Annotated in this window: 15 protein-coding genes and 2 pseudogenes; 10 read left to right on the top strand and 7 right to left on the bottom strand. The window is 68.1% G+C overall.

The features are described from left to right. Window positions 1–32: 32 nt before the first annotated feature. Entirely contained in the window at window positions 33–758 is a 726-nt protein-coding gene (locus ACIA49_RS07505; protein ID WP_396376289.1) for a hypothetical protein, read from the top strand. Between the two features lie 117 nt (window positions 759–875). Continuing rightward, window positions 876–1,598 (top strand): hypothetical protein, encoded by a 723-nt coding sequence (locus ACIA49_RS07500; protein ID WP_396376288.1) that lies wholly within the window; start codon window positions 876–878, stop codon window positions 1,596–1,598. On the opposite strand, the gene ACIA49_RS07495 is transcribed toward ACIA49_RS07500, so the two are convergent. Together ACIA49_RS07495 and ACIA49_RS07490 are read right to left on the bottom strand one after the other, a co-directional pair. After that, window positions 1,595–2,452 (bottom strand): alpha/beta fold hydrolase, encoded by an 858-nt coding sequence (locus tag ACIA49_RS07495; RefSeq protein WP_396376287.1) that lies wholly within the window; start codon window positions 2,450–2,452, stop codon window positions 1,595–1,597. The two genes, ACIA49_RS07500 and ACIA49_RS07495, sit on opposite strands and share 4 nt — an antisense overlap. Before the next feature lie 208 nt (window positions 2,453–2,660). Further along, entirely contained in the window at window positions 2,661–4,337 is a 1,677-nt protein-coding gene (locus ACIA49_RS07490) for a protein kinase (protein WP_396376286.1), read from the bottom strand. 58 nt (window positions 4,338–4,395) lie between these two features. Between ACIA49_RS07490 and ACIA49_RS07485 the strand changes: the two genes are divergently transcribed. The 7 genes and pseudogenes from ACIA49_RS07485 to ACIA49_RS07455 all read left to right on the top strand — a co-directional run bounded on the left by ACIA49_RS07485 (window position 4,396) and on the right by ACIA49_RS07455 (window position 10,263). Next, complete coding sequence (locus ACIA49_RS07485; RefSeq protein WP_396376285.1) at window positions 4,396–4,956, top strand: RNA polymerase sigma factor; 561 nt, start codon at window positions 4,396–4,398, stop codon at window positions 4,954–4,956. 63 nt (window positions 4,957–5,019) lie between these two features. After that, entirely contained in the window at window positions 5,020–6,249 is a 1,230-nt protein-coding gene (locus ACIA49_RS07480) for an MFS transporter (protein ID WP_396376284.1), read from the top strand. Window positions 6,250–6,296: 47 nt separating this feature from the next. Beyond that, window positions 6,297–7,301: a dihydroxyacetone kinase subunit DhaK gene (gene dhaK, locus ACIA49_RS07475; RefSeq protein WP_396376283.1), complete on the top strand. Its 1,005-nt coding sequence runs from the start codon at window positions 6,297–6,299 to the stop codon at window positions 7,299–7,301. Beyond that, window positions 7,298–7,909 (top strand): dihydroxyacetone kinase subunit DhaL, encoded by a 612-nt coding sequence (gene dhaL, locus ACIA49_RS07470; RefSeq protein ID WP_396376282.1) that lies wholly within the window; start codon window positions 7,298–7,300, stop codon window positions 7,907–7,909. The genes dhaK and dhaL overlap by 4 nt, the downstream gene beginning before the upstream one ends. Next, window positions 7,906–8,316 (top strand): annotated as a pseudogene (gene dhaM, locus ACIA49_RS07465) (dihydroxyacetone kinase phosphoryl donor subunit DhaM); the annotation flags it as partial. The gene dhaL and the pseudogene dhaM, both read left to right, overlap by 4 nt. A gap of 51 nt (window positions 8,317–8,367) precedes the next feature. Further along, window positions 8,368–8,994: pseudogene (locus tag ACIA49_RS07460) on the top strand (HPr family phosphocarrier protein); the annotation flags it as partial. 30 nt (window positions 8,995–9,024) lie between these two features. After that, a complete protein-coding gene (locus tag ACIA49_RS07455) occupies window positions 9,025–10,263 on the top strand; it encodes a putative PEP-binding protein (RefSeq protein WP_396377169.1) in 1,239 nt (412 codons plus the stop codon). Here the strand turns inward: ACIA49_RS07455 and ACIA49_RS07450 are convergent. The 5 genes from ACIA49_RS07450 to ACIA49_RS07430 all read right to left on the bottom strand — a co-directional run bounded on the left by ACIA49_RS07450 (window position 10,242) and on the right by ACIA49_RS07430 (window position 15,705). Further along, complete coding sequence (locus ACIA49_RS07450) at window positions 10,242–10,892, bottom strand: hypothetical protein (protein WP_396376281.1); 651 nt, start codon at window positions 10,890–10,892, stop codon at window positions 10,242–10,244. The two genes, ACIA49_RS07455 and ACIA49_RS07450, sit on opposite strands and share 22 nt — an antisense overlap. Further along, window positions 10,893–11,432, bottom strand: a complete 540-nt coding sequence (locus ACIA49_RS07445; RefSeq protein ID WP_396376280.1) for a GNAT family N-acetyltransferase — start codon at window positions 11,430–11,432, stop codon at window positions 10,893–10,895. It lies immediately after the preceding gene. A gap of 9 nt (window positions 11,433–11,441) precedes the next feature. Continuing rightward, window positions 11,442–12,485, bottom strand: a complete 1,044-nt coding sequence (locus ACIA49_RS07440) for a DUF1707 domain-containing protein (protein WP_396376279.1) — start codon at window positions 12,483–12,485, stop codon at window positions 11,442–11,444. Window positions 12,486–12,575: 90 nt separating this feature from the next. Then, a complete protein-coding gene (locus ACIA49_RS07435; protein WP_396376278.1) occupies window positions 12,576–13,265 on the bottom strand; it encodes a MarR family transcriptional regulator in 690 nt (229 codons plus the stop codon). A gap of 10 nt (window positions 13,266–13,275) precedes the next feature. Further along, on the bottom strand, window positions 13,276–15,705 hold the full coding sequence (locus tag ACIA49_RS07430; protein WP_396376277.1) for a beta-L-arabinofuranosidase domain-containing protein: 2,430 nt from the start codon (window positions 15,703–15,705) through the stop codon (window positions 13,276–13,278). 90 nt (window positions 15,706–15,795) lie between these two features. Here ACIA49_RS07430 and ACIA49_RS07425 point away from each other — a divergent pair, with 90 nt between their 5' ends. After that, window positions 15,796–16,773 (top strand): LacI family DNA-binding transcriptional regulator, encoded by a 978-nt coding sequence (locus ACIA49_RS07425; RefSeq protein ID WP_396376276.1) that lies wholly within the window; start codon window positions 15,796–15,798, stop codon window positions 16,771–16,773. Window positions 16,774–16,814: the final 41 nt, after the last annotated feature.

Here is a 16,814-nt window from a genome sequence, read left to right as displayed (position 1 = left end):
TCGGGGGGCCGTGCGCCTGAGAGGATGTCTCGGTGCGGGCGAAGCGGACAGTACTGGTTGGCGGGCTACTGCTCGCGACCGTGCTCGGCGTCGCCGGAGGTTACGCCACCGGGGTGCTGACCTATCCGTCCACAGTCACCGTCTCCGGAGTTCCGGCTCCGTTGGGTGGGATCACGACCTCGCCGACCAATGTGCCGCTGCCGGTCAAGACGGCGGAACCTGACGGGTACGAGGCTTTAGAGCCGGACGCGCTGAGTTTCCATCAGCTGACATTCACCATTGATCTGGTGCAGAACGCTCAGGGAGTGGATCCACCGCCGGTGCGGTTGTCGGTGCGGGTGCCGAAAGGCTGGAAGCAGTCGGTGACCGAGAAGGGCGAGGCCAAGTTCACCGACCCCACCGGGACGCGCTGGATCCGGGTGTCACCGGTCTACCCGATCAAGCAGACCCCGCGTCAGAAGCGCGACCAGTTGGTGCCCAGCCTGCAGTCCTCGATTCCGCACGAGCAAGTCTTCAAGGTGCTCAGCCAGTCCGATGACGCCCCCGTCGGTATCGATGAGCGGAAGCGACGGGTGTCGCAGCTGACGTACTCCTACATCCCGATCAAGTGGTTGCGACCGGTGATCGTGGAATACGTAGCAACCGCCGACCAGGACGCTGCGGACTTCGAGATGTCGGTGACCGGGTTCCCCCAGGACCAGGCCGCGCTGGACCTGATCGCCGAGAAGGCTGCGGTGTCGGTACTCCCGGAAGACTGAGATAATCAGCCCTCCGCCCAGCGAGACTTTCACGGAATTGTTACCCGGCTGAAGCAACCCTGAGCCAGGTCCCGAGGTCTTCTCCAGTAGGTGGGTTCCTGGGGAGGTGGGGTACGCATGGCACGTCGGGGGACAGCATTGCTGGCGTCCGGTCTGGTGGCGGTGATCGCCGTCGGCGGCGCCGGCGGGTACGGCGTGGGCTGGCTGACCGCCGCCGACCGATCGACCACTGCCACCGGCACGCCGGCCCCACTCGGCCAACTCACGTTGGTGTCGACGCCGACCCCCACGCCCACGCCGGTCGCCCCCCGAACGCCCGTACCGGACAACAGCAAGCCGCTGCTTGTCGACGACCTGAACTACCGGACTCGGACCTTCAAGGTGCAGGGCACCTACGAGTCGGAGATCTCCTTGAAGGTCCCGGACGGCTGGGTCTACACCCCGCAGACCGAGAAGGACACCGCGCGGTTCAACGAAACCACCAAGCGCTACCTCCGGGTGCAGGGCGGCTTCCCGATCACCCGACCGCCCTCGGCTTCGATGGCAGCGAAGATTCACGACCTGGACCCGCTCGTCAAGAGTCAGCAGGTCCGGTACCTCTCCAAGGTCGACGACGGCCACATGGCGACGCTGACCTACGAGTGGGTGCCGCCGGAGAACCTCGCGTCCGTGCCGATCCTGCGCCGCGTGATGGTCCGCTGGGTCGCCGACGACAGCGGCAACGTGATGGTCGAGTTGGGCGTCACCGGGCTACCGCAGGACGCCAAGGCCTTGAAAGCCATCCTGGATCACGCCTCCGCGAGCGTCGTACGGGAGGACACCACGGCGACTCCGTCTTAGGGGCGGAGGAAGGGGAGAAGGCGGTCGAGGGTCTCGGCCGGGGCTTCTTCGGGGCTGAAGTGGCCGGCGTTGATGGTTCCGCCGGTGACGTTGTCGGTCCATTGCTGCCAGAGGGCCACGGGGTCGTCGTACCACTTGGCTACTGCGCCGGCTGGGTCCCAGAGGGCGAGCACGGGACAACTGATCCGTCGTACGCCGCGGTCTGCCCTGTCCATGGCGTCATCGGTGGTGGCGGCGGCTCGGTATTCCTCGCAGATCGCGTGCACTGTCGCCGGATCCTCGAAGTGCCGGATGTACTCGGCCCGCACCGCCGGCGGGAACGCGTCAGTGGCCGCCCAGCTGTCGAGTAGATGGTTGACGAAGACGTCGGGCGCGCGGCCGATCAGGGTCTCCGGGATCGGCGCAGGCGCCGCCAGGAACGACCAAACCCAATACCCCAGCGCGAATTCCTTGTCGGCCCGCTCGAACGCGTCGCCAGTCGGTACGACGTCCAGTACGGCGAGCCGCGTGACCACGGCTGGGTGGTCGAGCGCCATCCGGTAGGCACATCGCGCGCCACGGTCATGGCCGACGACCGCGAACTCGTCGTACCCGAAGGTGCGCATCACCTCGACCTGCTGACGCGCCAGCGATCGCATGGAGAAGCCGGCTGAACAGGTGCTGTCGCCGAAGCCACCCAGGTCGGTCGCGACCACGGTGAATTCGCGGGCCAGGTCAGGCGCGACCCGGTGCCACATCACGTGCGACTGCGGGAATCCGTGCAGGAGCAGGACAGGCGGGCCGTGGCCGGCCCGGCGGCCGTGGATGGTGCCGTCGGAGATCGGTACGTCGAACTCGTCGAAGCCTTCGAACATGGTCCACGCGGTACCCGCCGGGCCTGGATCTCAGCAGTCGGCCGGCCAGATGGTGCGGAAGATCGACGACCGCAGCCGGTAGAAGCGGCGACGGGTGGACTGGATCAAGGCAGGGGACGGACGCAGCCGTTCCGGGGCGATACGCACAGGGGTTTCCTCAGACAACATCGAGCGACATACGGGCAGGGCGCTCATCCCCCCTGTGGCCTCAGCCGGTGGACCGCACCGAGCCGGCGATTTCCCTGGCGCGGTCGCGGTCGTCACCCGGCGTCAGAACCTGGATGAGCAACGAGTCGTTGCTCCCCGTGGCCACGACTCGTTGGAGGAGCATACCCCCGCTCGGACCGCATCCTGTCCAGAACTGCTCCTGGACCGTACCGTCGCCCTCGCCCCAGGGGGTCGGCTCTTCCTTGCTCGTGCACTGGAAGCTGCTGTCGGTGCTGAGCTTGAGCTGCTGAGCCTTGATGCCGGTGCGACCGACGAAGATGCCGGCGCCTGATCCCCAGCCGGCCTGTTCGCTGATCCGGACGGCCGGACGCTGCGCGTTGCTGCCCGGGGGCTGCCAGGGATCCTTGGCGACCGACTTGAGCCAGCCGCGCGGCACGCTGAGCGAGAAGTCGCCGTAGTTCACGGCGACCAACTGGCGCTCGGCAAGGTACCGCTGGCCCACGAAGCCTGCGCCGCCGCCGACCGCCAGAGCCAGTACGGCGGCAATCACCCAGCGGGCTCGCCGTCGCTTCCGCGGTTTCGCGGGGACGGCGGTCATCAGGGCTGCGGGCTCGGCGGGCGCCGTACTGGCTTCGGTGGCCTCCGACGCGGGCGCCGACTCGACAGCCACGGTCTCAGCCTCGGCCTCGGCAGTGCGGGCCTTCTTGGACTTGGGGCGCTTCTTGGTCTCGGTGGGAGCCGTGGTGTCCACGGCAGCCGCCGTCTCGTCGTCCGCGACAGCCGTCTCGCCGGTCTTGACGATGGTGGGCTGGTTCGCGTCGCTGAGGGCGGTGACCTCGCCGTCGTCGGTCTCGTCGCCGATCGTGATGCTCTCGCGCGAACCGCCGACGAAGCTGTGAGTGGTCTCGTCGAGCGCACCGACCAGCTCACGGGTGAAGGTCGGGACGTCGGGCCACCGCTTCGTCCGGTCGGGATCCAGAGCGCGCACGATCGCAGCGTCGATCTGGTCCGGCAGCGCGAAGCCCAGGGAGCTCGGCGGCGGCGGAGCGGTCACCCGGCCGGCAGCACCCAGGCCGTCGACCTGGTGCGGCGAGCGGCCGGTCAGAGCGGCGTACGCGACGGCTCCCAGCGAGTACTGGTCGGCGCGCTGGTCGAGGCGCTCACCCATCGCCTGCTCGGGGGCGACGTACGACGGAGTGCCACCGGGGAGCGTGATTCTCGACACCTCGTCGAGCGACTTGCCGAGGCCGAGGTCGGACAGGACCGCTCGCTCGCCGTCATCGTCGGTGCTGCGGAACAGCACGTTCGCCGGCTTCACGTCACGGTGCAGCAGGCCGCGCCGGTGCAGCGCCTGGAGCCCGCGGCCGACCTGTACGACGACGTCCACGGCCTCGGGGAGCGCCAGCGGCGCCTTCTTGAGCCGGTCGGCGAGCGTGCCGCGGTCGGCGTACGTGAGCACCAGGAACGGGCGGCCGTCCTCCAGTTCGCCCACATCGTGGACCTGGACGACGTGCTCGGACTCGACCCGGCGCAGGAACCGGCCCTCCTCGAGGAACCGGCGGCGCACGGTGTCGTCGTGCCCCCAGTTGTCCGCGAGCACCTTGATCGCCACTTCGGCGTCCAGTTGCTCATCGTGAGCGAGCCATACCGTAGCGAAACCGCCTGAGCCCAGGCGTCGGCGCACGACGTAACGGCCTAGTCTGGTTGGGACCCCCATACAAGGCATTATGTAGTACGGAGAGTCCCTGACCGGGGCCGAGACAGTAAAGGCGCAGATGAGCGAGAGCACCAGCCCGACCGACGAGCTCGCCACGCTGGCCGAGCAGGCCCAGGCCGGCGACAAGAACGCGATGGACGACCTGCTCCGGCTGGTCCACCCCCGCGTGCTGCGGATCTGCCGCAGCGTCCTGCCGTATTCGGCCGACGCCGAGGACGCGGCCCAGGAGGCGCTGCTCAACATCGCCACCAAGATCAACTCGTTCTCGGGCCGGAGCAGCTTCTCGACCTGGGTGCACTCGGTGGCGGCCAACTCGGCCCGCTCGACGTACCGCAAGCTGAAGCGCACCGCTCAGGCCGCGCACAACCCGGAGACGATGGAGAAGCCGGACCCGCGCACCACGAGCGTGATCGCCGGTACCCGTCTGGACCTCCTGGAGGCTCTGGAGACGCTCGAACGCGACCGTCCGCAGATGGTGACCCCGCTGGTGCTGCGCGACGTCTACGGGCTGTCCTACGAGGAGATCGCGGCCGAGGTCGGCGCCCCCTTGGGCACGGTCAAGTCCCGGATCCACGACGCCCGCGAGGTCGTCCGCCCGCTGCTGCGCCCCAAGGATTAATTGCACGAAGGTGCAGACCTCTGGGCCTGCTCACCGGCCCCCGCCGGGCATAGCCTCACGGCTATGTCTACGCGGGGGCTGTTTCACAACGGGGACTACCTGAAGCTGCTGACCGGTCAGACGGTCAGCTCTCTCGGTTCGGCCATGAGCGGGTTCGTCTTCACGCTGCTCGGCCTCGCCATCACCGGTTCGCCGGTCCAAGCCGGTCTCGTCGGTACGGCGGCCTCTCTCGGCTCGCTGCTGGCCGCATTACCCGGTGGGGCGCTGGCCGACCGGTGGAGCCGGCGCAAGATCCTGATCGGCTACAGCTTCCTCGGTACGGCGTTGTTCGGCTCGGTGGCCGTTGCCGGGTGGCTGGACCATCTGACGCTTCCACACCTGATGACAGTCGCGCTGGTCAACGGCGCCGGCTACAGCCTGTTCATGCCCGCCGAGACCGCTGCGCTCCGGCAGATCGTCGCCCCGGAGGACATCAGTACGGCGCTCGCCACCGCGCACGGTCGGCAGAACGTCGCGGCCCTGACCGGCGCACCCCTTGGTGGCCTGCTCTACTCGATCGGCCGGGTGATCCCGATCGCGGCCGACGCGGTCTCGTACCTGGTGATGGCGATCATGCTGACGACCATCCGGCACCCGTTGCCGGCCACCAAGCCTGAGGGCGGCAAGCACGAGCCGATGCTGAAGGCGATCCGTACCGGACTGGCCTGGCTCTTCCAGCACCGTGATCTGCGCACGATCGCCGTGGTGGCGACCCTGCTCAACTTCGCTGCGAACGGCACGATCCTGGTGCTGATCCTCAGCATGCAGCAGCGCGGTGTGCACGCTCCGGTGATCGGACTCCTGGAGACCGCGATGGGGATCGGCGGGCTGGCGGGCGCATTCGCTGCACCTCGGCTGCTGGCGAGGTACAGCACCGGAAGAATCACGCTGGCCGGTTCCTGGATCATCACCGTCGCGTTCGCCGCGACCGCGGCGACCACGCGGACCGCCGTACTGATCGTGCTGCCGGCGTTCGCGGTCTTCCTGCTGCCGGCTCTGAACTCCGGCCTGTTCGGCTATCAGATGCTGATCACGCCCGATGGGCTGCAGGGGCGGGCGCAGAGCGCGTTCATGTTCATGTCCAACGGCGCGGCGCCGCTGGCGCCGTTCCTCGGTGGGGTCTTCCTCGGGACGCTGGGCGCCCGGACCGCGTTGCTGATCTTCGGCGGCCTGCTCGCGGTGGGTTCCGTTCTCCTGACGTTCAGCCGATCGATCCGCACCATTCCCCTACTCTCCGAGGTCGAGGCCGCCTGATTTCCGGGGTCTCCCGTTCCGGGCGAGCGTGTGCTCAGATGGGGGGCATGAAGAAGCTCATCAACGACCCTGCCGATGTTGTGAGTGAAGCGCTGCTCGGGATGGCTGCGGCGCACCCGGACCGCCTGCGGGTGGACCATGAGAACCGGATCGTCTACCGGAAGGAGGCGCCGCGACCGGGGAAGGTCGGGCTGATCTCCGGAGGTGGGTCCGGGCACGAGCCGCTGCACGGCGGATTCGTCGGGCTCGGGATGCTGGACGCCGCGTGTGCGGGTGAGGTGTTCACCTCGCCGGTGCCGGACCAGATGATGGCGGCGACGAAGGCGGTCGACGCGGGCGCCGGCGTACTGCACATCGTGAAGAACTACACCGGCGACGTGATGAACTTCGAGATGGCTGCCGAGCTCGCGGCCGCCGAGGCCGGCACCGAGGTGCTGTCGGTGGTGACGAACGACGATGTCGCCGTCCAGGACAGTCTGTACACGGCCGGCCGTCGTGGCGTCGGCGTCACCGTGTTGCTCGAGAAGATCGTTGGTGCGGCCGCCGAGGAAGGGCGCTCGCTGCGGGAGGTCGCGGACCTGGCTCTGAAGGTCAACGACAACGGCCGCAGCATGGGGATGGCACTGACGTCGTGCACGGTCCCGGCCGCGGGCAAGCCGACGTTCGACCTGGCCGAGAACGAGATGGAGGTCGGCATCGGCATCCACGGCGAGCCCGGCCGCCAACGGTTGCCGCTGGCACCGGCCCGCGAGGTCGCCGCACTGCTCGTCGATCCCGTGCTGTCCGATCTTCCTTATACGCAAGGCGATTCGGTCATTGCCTTCGTCAACGGCCTGGGCGGTACGCCGTTGCTCGAGCTGTACCTGATGTACAACGAGGTGGCTCAGCTCCTGGAGCGCGCCGGGATCACCGTCGCCCGCTCGCTGGTCGGCAACTACATCACCTCCCTGGAGATGGCCGGCTGCTCGGTGACGCTGCTCAAGGTCGACGACGAACTCGTCCGCCTCTGGGACGCGCCGGTCAACACTCCCGGCCTACGGTGGGGCGCATGATCGATCAATTCACCGACTGGTTGCGGGATTCCTCGCGGGTGCTGCACGAGAATGCGGCGTACCTCACAGAGCTCGACTCGGCGATCGGGGATGCGGATCACGGCGCGAACATGGATCGTGGGTTCGCGGCAGTGGTGGCGATGCTGGACGAGACCTCGTTCACATCGGTCGACGAGTTGCTGAAGAAGGTGGGGATGACGTTGGTCAGCAAGGTCGGTGGGGCGAGCGGACCGTTGTACGGCACGTTCTTCCTGCGCTTCGGTACGGCGCTCGCCGGGGCAGAGGTGACTCCCGAAGCGATCGGTGCGGGGCTGCGGGCCGGTGTCGGCGGGATTCTTGCCCGCGGCAAAGCCGAACTGGGCGACAAGACCATGTACGACGCCTGGGCGCCTGCCCTCGACGCGTATGACGCAGCCGTCGGGGATGGCCTTGCGGCGGCGCTCGGCGCTGCTGCCGAGGCTGCGGCGAAGGGGCGCGATGCGACCGTGCCGCTCGAGGCGCGGAAGGGGCGCGCGAGTTATCTGGGTGAGCGGAGCGTCGGTCACCAGGATCCGGGCGCCACGTCGACCACCCTGCTGCTCGAGTCGGCCGCCCGGACGCTCGCATGATCGGGATCGTGGTGGTTTCGCACAGCCACGCGCTGGCGACAGCGGCTGTCGGACTGGCCACCGAGATGGTTGCTGAGGGCAAGCGGCCGGTGATCGCGGTGGCGGCTGGGCTTGATGAGACGACGTTCGGTACGGATGCGGTGGCGGTCTCCGAGGCGATCGCGACGGCGGCGTCAGCGGACGGCGTACTGGTGCTGGTCGATCTGGGCAGTGCGGTGCTGAGTGCGGAGCTGGCGCTGGAGTTTGTCGATCCGTCGCTTGCTGAGCGGGTGCGGTTGACGAGTGCACCATTGGTCGAGGGGCTGGTGGCGGCGGTTGTGACCGCGTCGACCGGCGCGTCACTGGACGCGGTTGCTGCTGAGGCTGAGCGCGGGTTGGTGGGGAAGCAGGAACACCTCGGCGACAGCCCCGCTCCGGAATCCAGTACTACGGTCGAATCCGGGCAGAGTGTTGAAGTTGTCGTAAGCAACCAACACGGTCTGCACGCGCGGCCGGCGGCGCGGCTCGTCGGGCTGGTGAACACCTTCGACGCCCGGGTCACGGTGACTGATATCGACACCGATCACGGGCCGGTGGACGCGGGCAGTCTCAGCATGGTTGCGACGCTGAACGCGATCCGCGGACATCTGCTGCGCTTCACTGCGGAGGGCCCGGAGGCGGATGCGGCGCTGGCCGCGATCCAGGATCTGGCCACCGAGAACTTCGGGGATGACGAGCCTGCCCGCTTCCCGAAGCGCCTGGGAACGCCGGGCGAAGGGGACCACGGTGGGTCCGGACTGGACGTAGCGTTCGGTCCTGCCGTGCTGGCCAGCGGCCTCGTCGACGTCAGCGGATATGTTGCCGGTGACAACGAGCCGGAGCGGCTGGAAGCAGCGGTAGAGGCGGTCGCCACGGAGCTGCGGAGGCTGCGCGACGCGAGTCCGGACCTGGCGGGGATCTTCGAGGCACAGCTGGCGTTGCTGACCGATCGCCAGCAGCTGAAGGAGATTCGCGAGGTCCTGGTCCGCGGGGCGTCGGCGGTCAATGTCTGGCAGCTGGTGTTCGACCGGCTCGCGGAGCGGTTCGAGGCGCTGCACGATGCGTACCAGCGGGAGCGCGCACAGGACGTTCGGGCGGTGCGTGATCGGGTGTTGCGGCACCTGACGGGCACCACCGAGGACAGCCCGATCGAGGTCGAAGCCGACCAGCCCGCCATCCTCGTCGTACCGGAGCTGGATGCGGCGACTGCGGCGATGCTGGACGGCAAGCGGTTCGCGGGCGTTGCGGTGCGGGCAGCCGGGGCTACTGGGCACGGTGTGATCGTTGCTCGGTCGCGCGGGATCCCCTTGATCACCGGGATCGGCGATGTGGACGTGCCGGCCGGCGCTGTGGTTGCGTTCGATGCCCGCAAGGGCTCCTTCGAGATCGAGCCCGATGTGGAGCGCGTCCGGGCGACGATCGCCGAGCGCGAGGCTGAGCAGGAGCAGGCCGCCATCGAGGCGGAGCTGCCTGCGGTGACCATCGACGGCCGCACGGTGGCGGTGCTGGTGAACGTCGGAACGGTGCAGGACGCGCTCGCGGTGCGGGGCGCGGACGGATCCGGGCTGGTGCGAACCGAGCTGCTGTTCGGAGAACGCCGTACGGCGCCGACCGTCGCCGAGCAGGTCGAGGCGTTCCGGGCGGTGGCCGCGGCGCTGCCCGGCAAGCCGATCACGATCCGCACCTGGGATGTCGGCGGCGACAAGCCGCTGCCGTTCATGCCGCTGGACCACGAGGACAACCCGTTCCTCGGCGAGCGCGGGCTGCGAGCCTTCCGGCGGCGGCCAGAGCTGCTCCGTGACCAGCTGGAGGCGGTCCGGCAGATCGCGGCCGAGATCCCCGTGCACGTGATGTTCCCGATGGTCACGACCGCCGACGAGGTCGCCTGGGCGCTGGACGAGCTCGGACCGCGCCCGGACGGCCTGAAGGTCGGCATCATGATCGAGGTGCCCGCAGCGGCACTGCGGGTGGCCACGCTGACCGCGGACCTGGACTTCGTCAGCATCGGCACGAACGACCTCACGCAGTACGTCACCGCGACCGACCGGACGAATCCGGCCGTCGCTGCGCTGGCGGACGCGCTGGACCCGGCCGTGCTGCAGCTGGTCGATCACGTGGTCCGCAACGCCGGCGTACCGGTGGGAGTGTGTGGTGACCTGGCCAGCAACCCGCAGGCCGCCGTCATCCTCGCTGCTCTAGGGGTGCACGAGCTGAGTGCTATCGCTCCGCAGGTACCGCTGGTGAAGGCCAGACTGCGGGAGGCCGATCTCAGACTGATCGACACGGCCGCAGTGCTGGCTGCGCGTGACGGGGATCAGGTGCGCGCGTTGCTGTAGTAGCGCAGCTCGACCAGGTTGAAGCCGGACGTGCGCTCGGGCTTGGCGGGGAGCGTGTAGCTCTCGCCAGGCTCGAGGTAGATCACGTCCGGGTTCGCCAGGTCTAGGTCGACCACCAGCGCCGGGTAGGCGCCGGTGTGCCAGGTGTAGGACTCCCCAGCGTCCGGGGTGACGTGCTGCACCCGTACGTCGTCCTCGTCGACCACGACCTTGGTGGGGACCTCACCCACCTCGTCGAACCCGGCGTCGGCGGTGTCCACTGCTGTGTACGGCTCGCCCGAGGCTTCCTCACCCAGGTCCAGTAGCTCGATCAGACGGTTCAGGTACGGCGCATCGCCGTCGTTCGTGAGCATGTGGACCGGTGACACCGGTCGGTAGACCGAACCGCCCACAGTCTCGCTCAGCTCGCGTGCCGCGCTGCCGTCCAACCAGTCCATGTGGCAAGGGGACGTGGAGAGGCACAGGACGACGTACGGGTTGTGGTGCAGGTGCCAGGCCTGCGCCTGTCCCGGAGCGAGCGAAACCTCCCACACGCGGACGCGGTCGTTCTTCAGCAGGACGCTGGTCCCGATCTCACCGAGTACAACCTCAGTGCCGTCGGGGGCGGTGACGGTTGTGCCTGCAGTCATTCAGTTCTCCTCGATCGATCGTTCCATGGCCACGCCGGCCAGCTTCACGCCGTCCGGCATCGGCAGCTCGGCAGTCCCCACCTCGACGAACCCAAAAGCCTTGTACAGCGGCACACCGGGCAGTGTCGCCATCAGTGCGAGCCGGGTGAACCCCTCGGCCCGCGCAGCGTCCGTGCAGGCGGTCAGGATCGCCCGCGCCAGTCCGCGCCGTGTCCAGTCGCTCCGCACGAACATCGCCCGGATCCGCGCCGGTTCGGTCGCCGGGTCCAGCAGTCGCTCGTCGGCGCCCGCCGTACTGGCGTTGAACAGCTTGTTGCGACGGCTCCACCCGCCACACGCCACGATCTCGCCACCAACCTCGTGCACGTAGTACGTGCCGTCGTCGATCAGCGCCGGATCCAGCGTGGTGATGTGCTTCGCCGCACTGGCCGTCTCGACAGCGTCATGGAACGCCGGAAACAACTCCAGCACCGACGCTCGCCCCAACTCGGCCACCGCGGCGCTGTCCTCCCGCACCGCCAACCGCAACACAGGCTCCACGCCCCCAGGCTAATTCACCCTGCGGCGAGCCCAGGACCAGACCAGGTAGTTCCACACCACCGCTCCGCCGACCAGCACCAGGCCGAACACGACATCGTCGACGTCGTCGTGGCCGTTGATCAGCGCCAACCCCATCAGCCCGAAGAACACCGACACGATGGACGTGCAGCCCGCGGCCCCCGACCGCCACCCGGGTGCGGGCCTCCCCGCCGACGCCTGGTCGAGCACCGGGTGCGGTAGGCCCTCGAACACTGCGCCGAGGTCGTTGCGTGTGGTCGCAGCCAACAACAGGTCGGTACGGCGATGCAGCTCGGCGATGTCGATCCGCCCGAACCCGAACTGCTCAGCCAGCGCGGTCGAGCACGCGGCCCGCTCGTCGTTACTCAGCCGCTGCCTCGACTTGCGAACCTTGGCGGCCGGACTGCGGCGGCCCTGCACCGCCTCCATGGCCGCCGGGCCCAGCACCTGCAGCATCACGCTCATCGGCGACCCGGCGAGCTCCCGGACCAGCTTCAGCCGCCCTAACCCAGCTTCAGTCAACTCGTACTCGGTCGCCAGGCCGTCTTGCTCCAAGCGGTCGACGAAGGTTTCCGCGACCAGCTCGTCGAGAACCGCCTGTACGTCGTTCGCCGGCGCACCGGTTCGCCGTACCAGCTCGGCCTCGGTCAGCACAGCGTGCTCCAACTGCTCGACCAACGCCTGCGCCAGCGACGGTTTCCCTTCCTGCCGGGGTGGTGTCTCCCCCGCCCGGGTCCAGGTGACCGGTCGGGGCTTCTCCGGTTCTGCCGACGGCTTGCGCCACTCGCGCCCGGCCCGCGCCTCGGAGTACTCACGGTGGCCCTTCAGCCGCTTCACGCCAGTCATCGTCAACCGGAACGTCGCCGGCTCAGCCCCCTGCGGCTGACGACGCACCAACCCCCGCGCCACCAACGGATCGAGCACCAGCTGCACTGCCGTCTCCGACACCCCAGACCGCCTTGCCAGCTCGGCCTGAACCAGCTCCGCCCCCTCCAGATGCGCCAACACCGCAAACTCCAGCGCCGAGTTCCCCACCCGATTCCCTCCGTAGCCCCAGACGCCCATCCTCGCGCAGACCAAGGGTCCGGAGCAGCTCCACCTCAATGTCAAAAGGTGCAGAGTGCGTCAGCGGTTGCGGGGCATCCAGGAGTGGAACCATCGCCGTCGCGGTACCTCATCCACCGGACGGGGCGGCTCGGGCGGTGAGGGTGGTGGGAGTTGTTGGAGGGCGACGAACCTCAGCTTGCCGGCTCGGCCGTCCGGGGTGGCGAGCATCGAGCGGACGAACTGGATCCGGCTACGACCGACTGCGGTGAGGTGGTAGGTGTCCGGCAGGTTGTCGTGGTGGCGCACGCTCACGCACTCCCAGGCCAACAAGGCCTCCAGAGCCGGCCGCAGGACACCAGGAGACGTCCTGACGTGCGCCATCAGTTCGTCCCGCGTGCGACGGCCGTGCTCCAGCTCTCTCAGCAGAGCATGCTCCAGGGCCGCTCGCCTGGGGTCAGCCGACGCCCACGTCTGCCGGGTCTCACCTTCGTGAACAGGAGGGGCTTGCTGTTTCCAGTCGTTGGCGGCTTGTTGCTCGGAGAAGGTGCGGAGCCGCAGCAGGCGTGCGGCTCCGCGGTGCGTTAGGTGGTGGCTGGTTGGCTCGCGGTCGTCTGGCAGGGCGGTGACCAGCCCGTCGGACACCAGGTCGTCGAGGAGGCGTTGTACGGCGCTCTCCGACGCACCGGTCCGGCGGGCTAGTTGGGCACAGATCAGGTCACCGTGCTCCAGGTGCGCCAGAACCGCGAGCTCCAGTGCTGTAGTCCCCACCGGGACATTCTCACCCGAAGGCGAGGTGCAAGAGGCCTCCAGAGAATGTCGGGCGCAGGACTGCTTCCACTCGGAGGTACTGCGCCCGCACGGGTGTGAACGTGGTGGTGTTCAGGCGGTCGCGGTCTATGCCATACGGGGTGGGGTTGGTGACTGGGCGCCAGGTTGAGCCGTCCAGCCAGAGGACGCGCCAGGAGGCTGGGACTCGGCACTGGCCGAAGCCGGTGTCGTCGAACCAGTACGCCGAGACTTGGTGCAGGTCGCGGACCTCGCGGAGGTCGTACTGGATCCACTCCGTCGAACCGCGCCGGTCCCACCAGGTGAAGCGCGGAATGGACGTGTCTGCTGAGGAGGACGGGAGACGACCGTCGTCGGCTGCTTCGAGTGAGTCGCCGTCGAAGACGTGCGAGGCAGTGATCCGGGTACGGCGTTTCCAGGGCGTGCCGGTGGTGGTGGCTTGCGGGAAGGCGGTGATGCGGAGGCGGGCGGCGCCCATGGGGATCAGGGTGACTGTCTCGAGTGCCGAGGTCGTTTGGGCGGGGCTGGGCTGGAGGAGGCCGACCACGTTCTCGCTGTCGGTCTCCCACTGCGGGATGCGCCGCGCCTGCGTGGTCAACGTCAGCGGCACGCCCTCACGGGTGAACGGGTCCGCACCGGCCGCGGTACGACGTCGTACGACCTTGAAGGGCGAGCCGGCGACCAGCCCGTAGTTCCACGCGGACTCCGGATGGACTGCGAGCTCCGGCCAGTCCGCCGTACCGCCGATCTGTTCGTAGCGTTCGTCAATGGCCAGTGAGTAGGTCAGCGGACCACGGTCGACCGTGACCGAGTCGTTGTTGTCCGCCCACTCGCGAGTGGTGACCTGCATCGGCAGCACCAGCCGGATGCGGTCTCCGGACCGCCATGCGCGGTCGAGCTTGATCCAGCCGCCCTCGGCGCGCACACGGGAGCGCTCACCGTTGACGGCGACCGAGAACTCGTCAGCCCAGCCAGGGATCCTTAAATACAAGGGGAAACGAGACGTGCCCTGCACAGTGAAGTTGATGGTGTCGCCGAACGGGTACTCCGTGTCCTGCTCGATGCTGACGGTCTCACCGCCACCCACCTTCGCAGTCACCTTGCTGGCCGCGTAGAGCGAGGCAGCCAGTCCGTTGTCGGTGGTGGCCAGCCAGAGCTCCTGCGCGTAGTACGGCCAGCCCATGCCGTAGTTGTGCGGGCAGCACCGGTACTGGTGGATGCCGTACTTGTAAGCCAGCATCGCGAAACCGTTCTGGAACTGCCCATGCTTGATGGTGTCGTCGAGCTCCACACTGTTCGCACAGGTGATGTAGTGCATCACCTGCTGCTGCGGGTCGTACGACGCCGTGAGCGAGTTGAACGCCAGCTCCTCACACCGGTCGGCCCACACGGTCTCACCGGTGAAGCGGGACAGCATCTCGAAGCTGTGCATCAGCTCGACGATCCCGCAGGTCTCGAACCCCTGCCGTGGATCACCGAACCCGGGCCGCGAGTTCTCGTCCCCCGCGAACCCACCGCCCGGGAACTGCCCGTACTGCCCCATCACCGTGTCGTAGTTCCGGTACGTCGCCGCGCGGTGCTGCTCGTTGCCCGACAGAAGCCAGTACTGCAAGGGCTCTCGGAACCCCTGGGCCAGGTTGACGTTGTGCCAGGTCGGAATGCCGTTCACATAGTCAGCTGAACCAGAGTGCATCTTGTTGACCAGATCGAGCAGCCAGGACTCACCGGTCCGGTTGTAGAGCCAGTAGGCGCTGTCGATGTTGTCACCCCAACGGAACGCACCCCACGACCGGTTGAACACCTCGGCCGGCTGCTGGTTCTGGAACCGCAGGTACTTCGTCATGAACGGTATGACGCGTTGGTCGCCGGAGTACTCATGCCAGGACCGGATCGCCCCCAGCAGCGGCATCCCCGGCCAGAAGTCCGGTCCGCCTTCCAGTGATGTCCGCAACCGGTCCGGACCGAACCAGCCGTCAGCAGCCTGCGTGCGCAGGATGCCGTCGATCCACCGCTGCGCTCTGGTCAGTACGCCGGTGTCTCCGGTGACGTAGCCGAGATCACCGAAGCCGCGCAGCCAGTAGGGCAGCTCCTCCCAGGCGTCCTTGGTCCGGTCGACCCAGCCATTGGTGTCGTAGACGAGAAAGTCGGAGATCTCGTCGTACCGGCCGTTGAGGCCGTTGACCTGGAGCTGCAACTGCTGCTTCAGCCAGCCACGTGGCTCGATGGCACCCGGTGGAAGCTTCTGGAACGGCACGGGGCGCAGCGGCGCGCGCTGCGGAACGTAGTAACCACCGCGACCGGCCGGTGGGCCGAGGGGTCGGGCGGCTTCGGCTGCGGACGGTTCGACGGCGCTCATGGCAGCCGCCGCGGCGAGCGTGACACCGAGGAATTCACGGCGCGGGAGTCCCTTCGGAAAGGTCATGGCACGGCCTGCTTTCGGGTGATTCGGGGGCGGACGATCACACCAGCACGGAAAAACAGAATACGTTTTCCGCACTGCTAGAGTAACCCCATGAAGCGCCCGGCGATACGGATCACGGATGTCGCGGCCTTGGCCGGAGTCTCGGCCGGAACGGCCTCGAAGGCGCTCAACAACACTGGTCAGCTCAGCCAGGAAACACGCGAGCGGGTACGGCGTGCTGCGGCTCAGCTCGGCTTCACACCGGACGTCCGCGGCCGCGCCTTGTCGTCCGGCCGCACGTTCACGGTTGCCCTGCTGACCACAGACAGCTCGGGGCGCTTCAGCATCCCGATCATGCGTGGCGTCGAGGACGTGCTGAGCGCTGGTGAGCTGGCGACCGTGCTGTGCGACACCCGCGACGATCCGCTCCGTGAGCAGAGCTATCTGCGGTCACTGGTCGCGCGTGGGGTCGACGGGATCGTGGTGACGGGGCGCCGTACCGAGCCGCGCCCGCCGATCGACGTACCGCTGCCGGTTGTCTATGCGCTGGCTGCGTCTACCGATCCGGCCGACGCCTCAGTGATCGTCGACGACGCAACTGGCGCCGCTGCCGCGACCACTCATCTCGCAAGCCTCGGCCGCACTCAGATCGCCCACATCACCGGACCGGCCGACCACCGCTCGGCGGTCGAGCGCGCCCAGGCTGTGCGGAGCACTCTGGCCTGTGAGCCGCTCTTCGGCGAGTGGAGCGAGCAGTGGGGTCGTCAAGCCACCGATCTGGTTCTCCGCACTCACCCTGGCATCGATGCGATCAGCTGTGGCAGTGACCAGATCGCCCGCGGTGTCTGCGACCGCCTCCGCGAGCTAGGTCGCGCCGTACCGGCTGAGATTGCTGTCACCGGGTACGACAACTGGCCGGTGATGGCTCTGGCCAGCCGGCCGCCACTCACCTCAGTGGACCTGCGCCTCGAGGAGCTCGGCCGCCGGGCCGCACACCTGCTCCTGGATGCGATCGCGGGCAACCCGCATCACGGCGTACTGGAGCTTCCGGCACAGCTCGTCCCGCGGGAGTCGACGCTCGGCGCGTGAGCTAGGCTCTAGATGAAGTTTCAACTTCTAGGGAGTGGCGG

Source organism: Kribbella sp. NPDC051587, assembly GCF_044453945.1.
GTDB lineage: Bacteria > Actinomycetota > Actinomycetes > Propionibacteriales > Kribbellaceae > Kribbella.
This window is presented reverse-complemented; position numbering and strand designations above follow the sequence as displayed.

Bases quoted from the DNA above. Each gene is read 5' to 3' on its own strand.
- ACIA49_RS07495 (WP_396376287.1), bottom strand. From the start codon at position 2,452: ATGTTCGAAGGCTTCGACGAGTTCGACGTACCGATCTCCGACGGCACC.
- dhaL (WP_396376282.1), top strand. From the start codon at position 7,298: ATGATCGATCAATTCACCGACTGGTTGCGGGATTCCTCGCGGGTGCTG.
- ACIA49_RS07490 (WP_396376286.1), bottom strand. From the start codon at position 4,337: ATGGGGGTCCCAACCAGACTAGGCCGTTACGTCGTGCGCCGACGCCTG.
- ACIA49_RS07480 (WP_396376284.1), top strand. From the start codon at position 5,020: ATGTCTACGCGGGGGCTGTTTCACAACGGGGACTACCTGAAGCTGCTG.
- dhaK (WP_396376283.1), top strand. From the start codon at position 6,297: ATGAAGAAGCTCATCAACGACCCTGCCGATGTTGTGAGTGAAGCGCTG.
- ACIA49_RS07430 (WP_396376277.1), bottom strand. From the start codon at position 15,705: ATGACCTTTCCGAAGGGACTCCCGCGCCGTGAATTCCTCGGTGTCACG.
- ACIA49_RS07425 (WP_396376276.1), top strand. From the start codon at position 15,796: ATGAAGCGCCCGGCGATACGGATCACGGATGTCGCGGCCTTGGCCGGA.
- ACIA49_RS07500 (WP_396376288.1), top strand. From the start codon at position 876: ATGGCACGTCGGGGGACAGCATTGCTGGCGTCCGGTCTGGTGGCGGTG.
- ACIA49_RS07485 (WP_396376285.1), top strand. From the start codon at position 4,396: ATGAGCGAGAGCACCAGCCCGACCGACGAGCTCGCCACGCTGGCCGAG.
- ACIA49_RS07450 (WP_396376281.1), bottom strand. From the start codon at position 10,892: ATGACTGCAGGCACAACCGTCACCGCCCCCGACGGCACTGAGGTTGTA.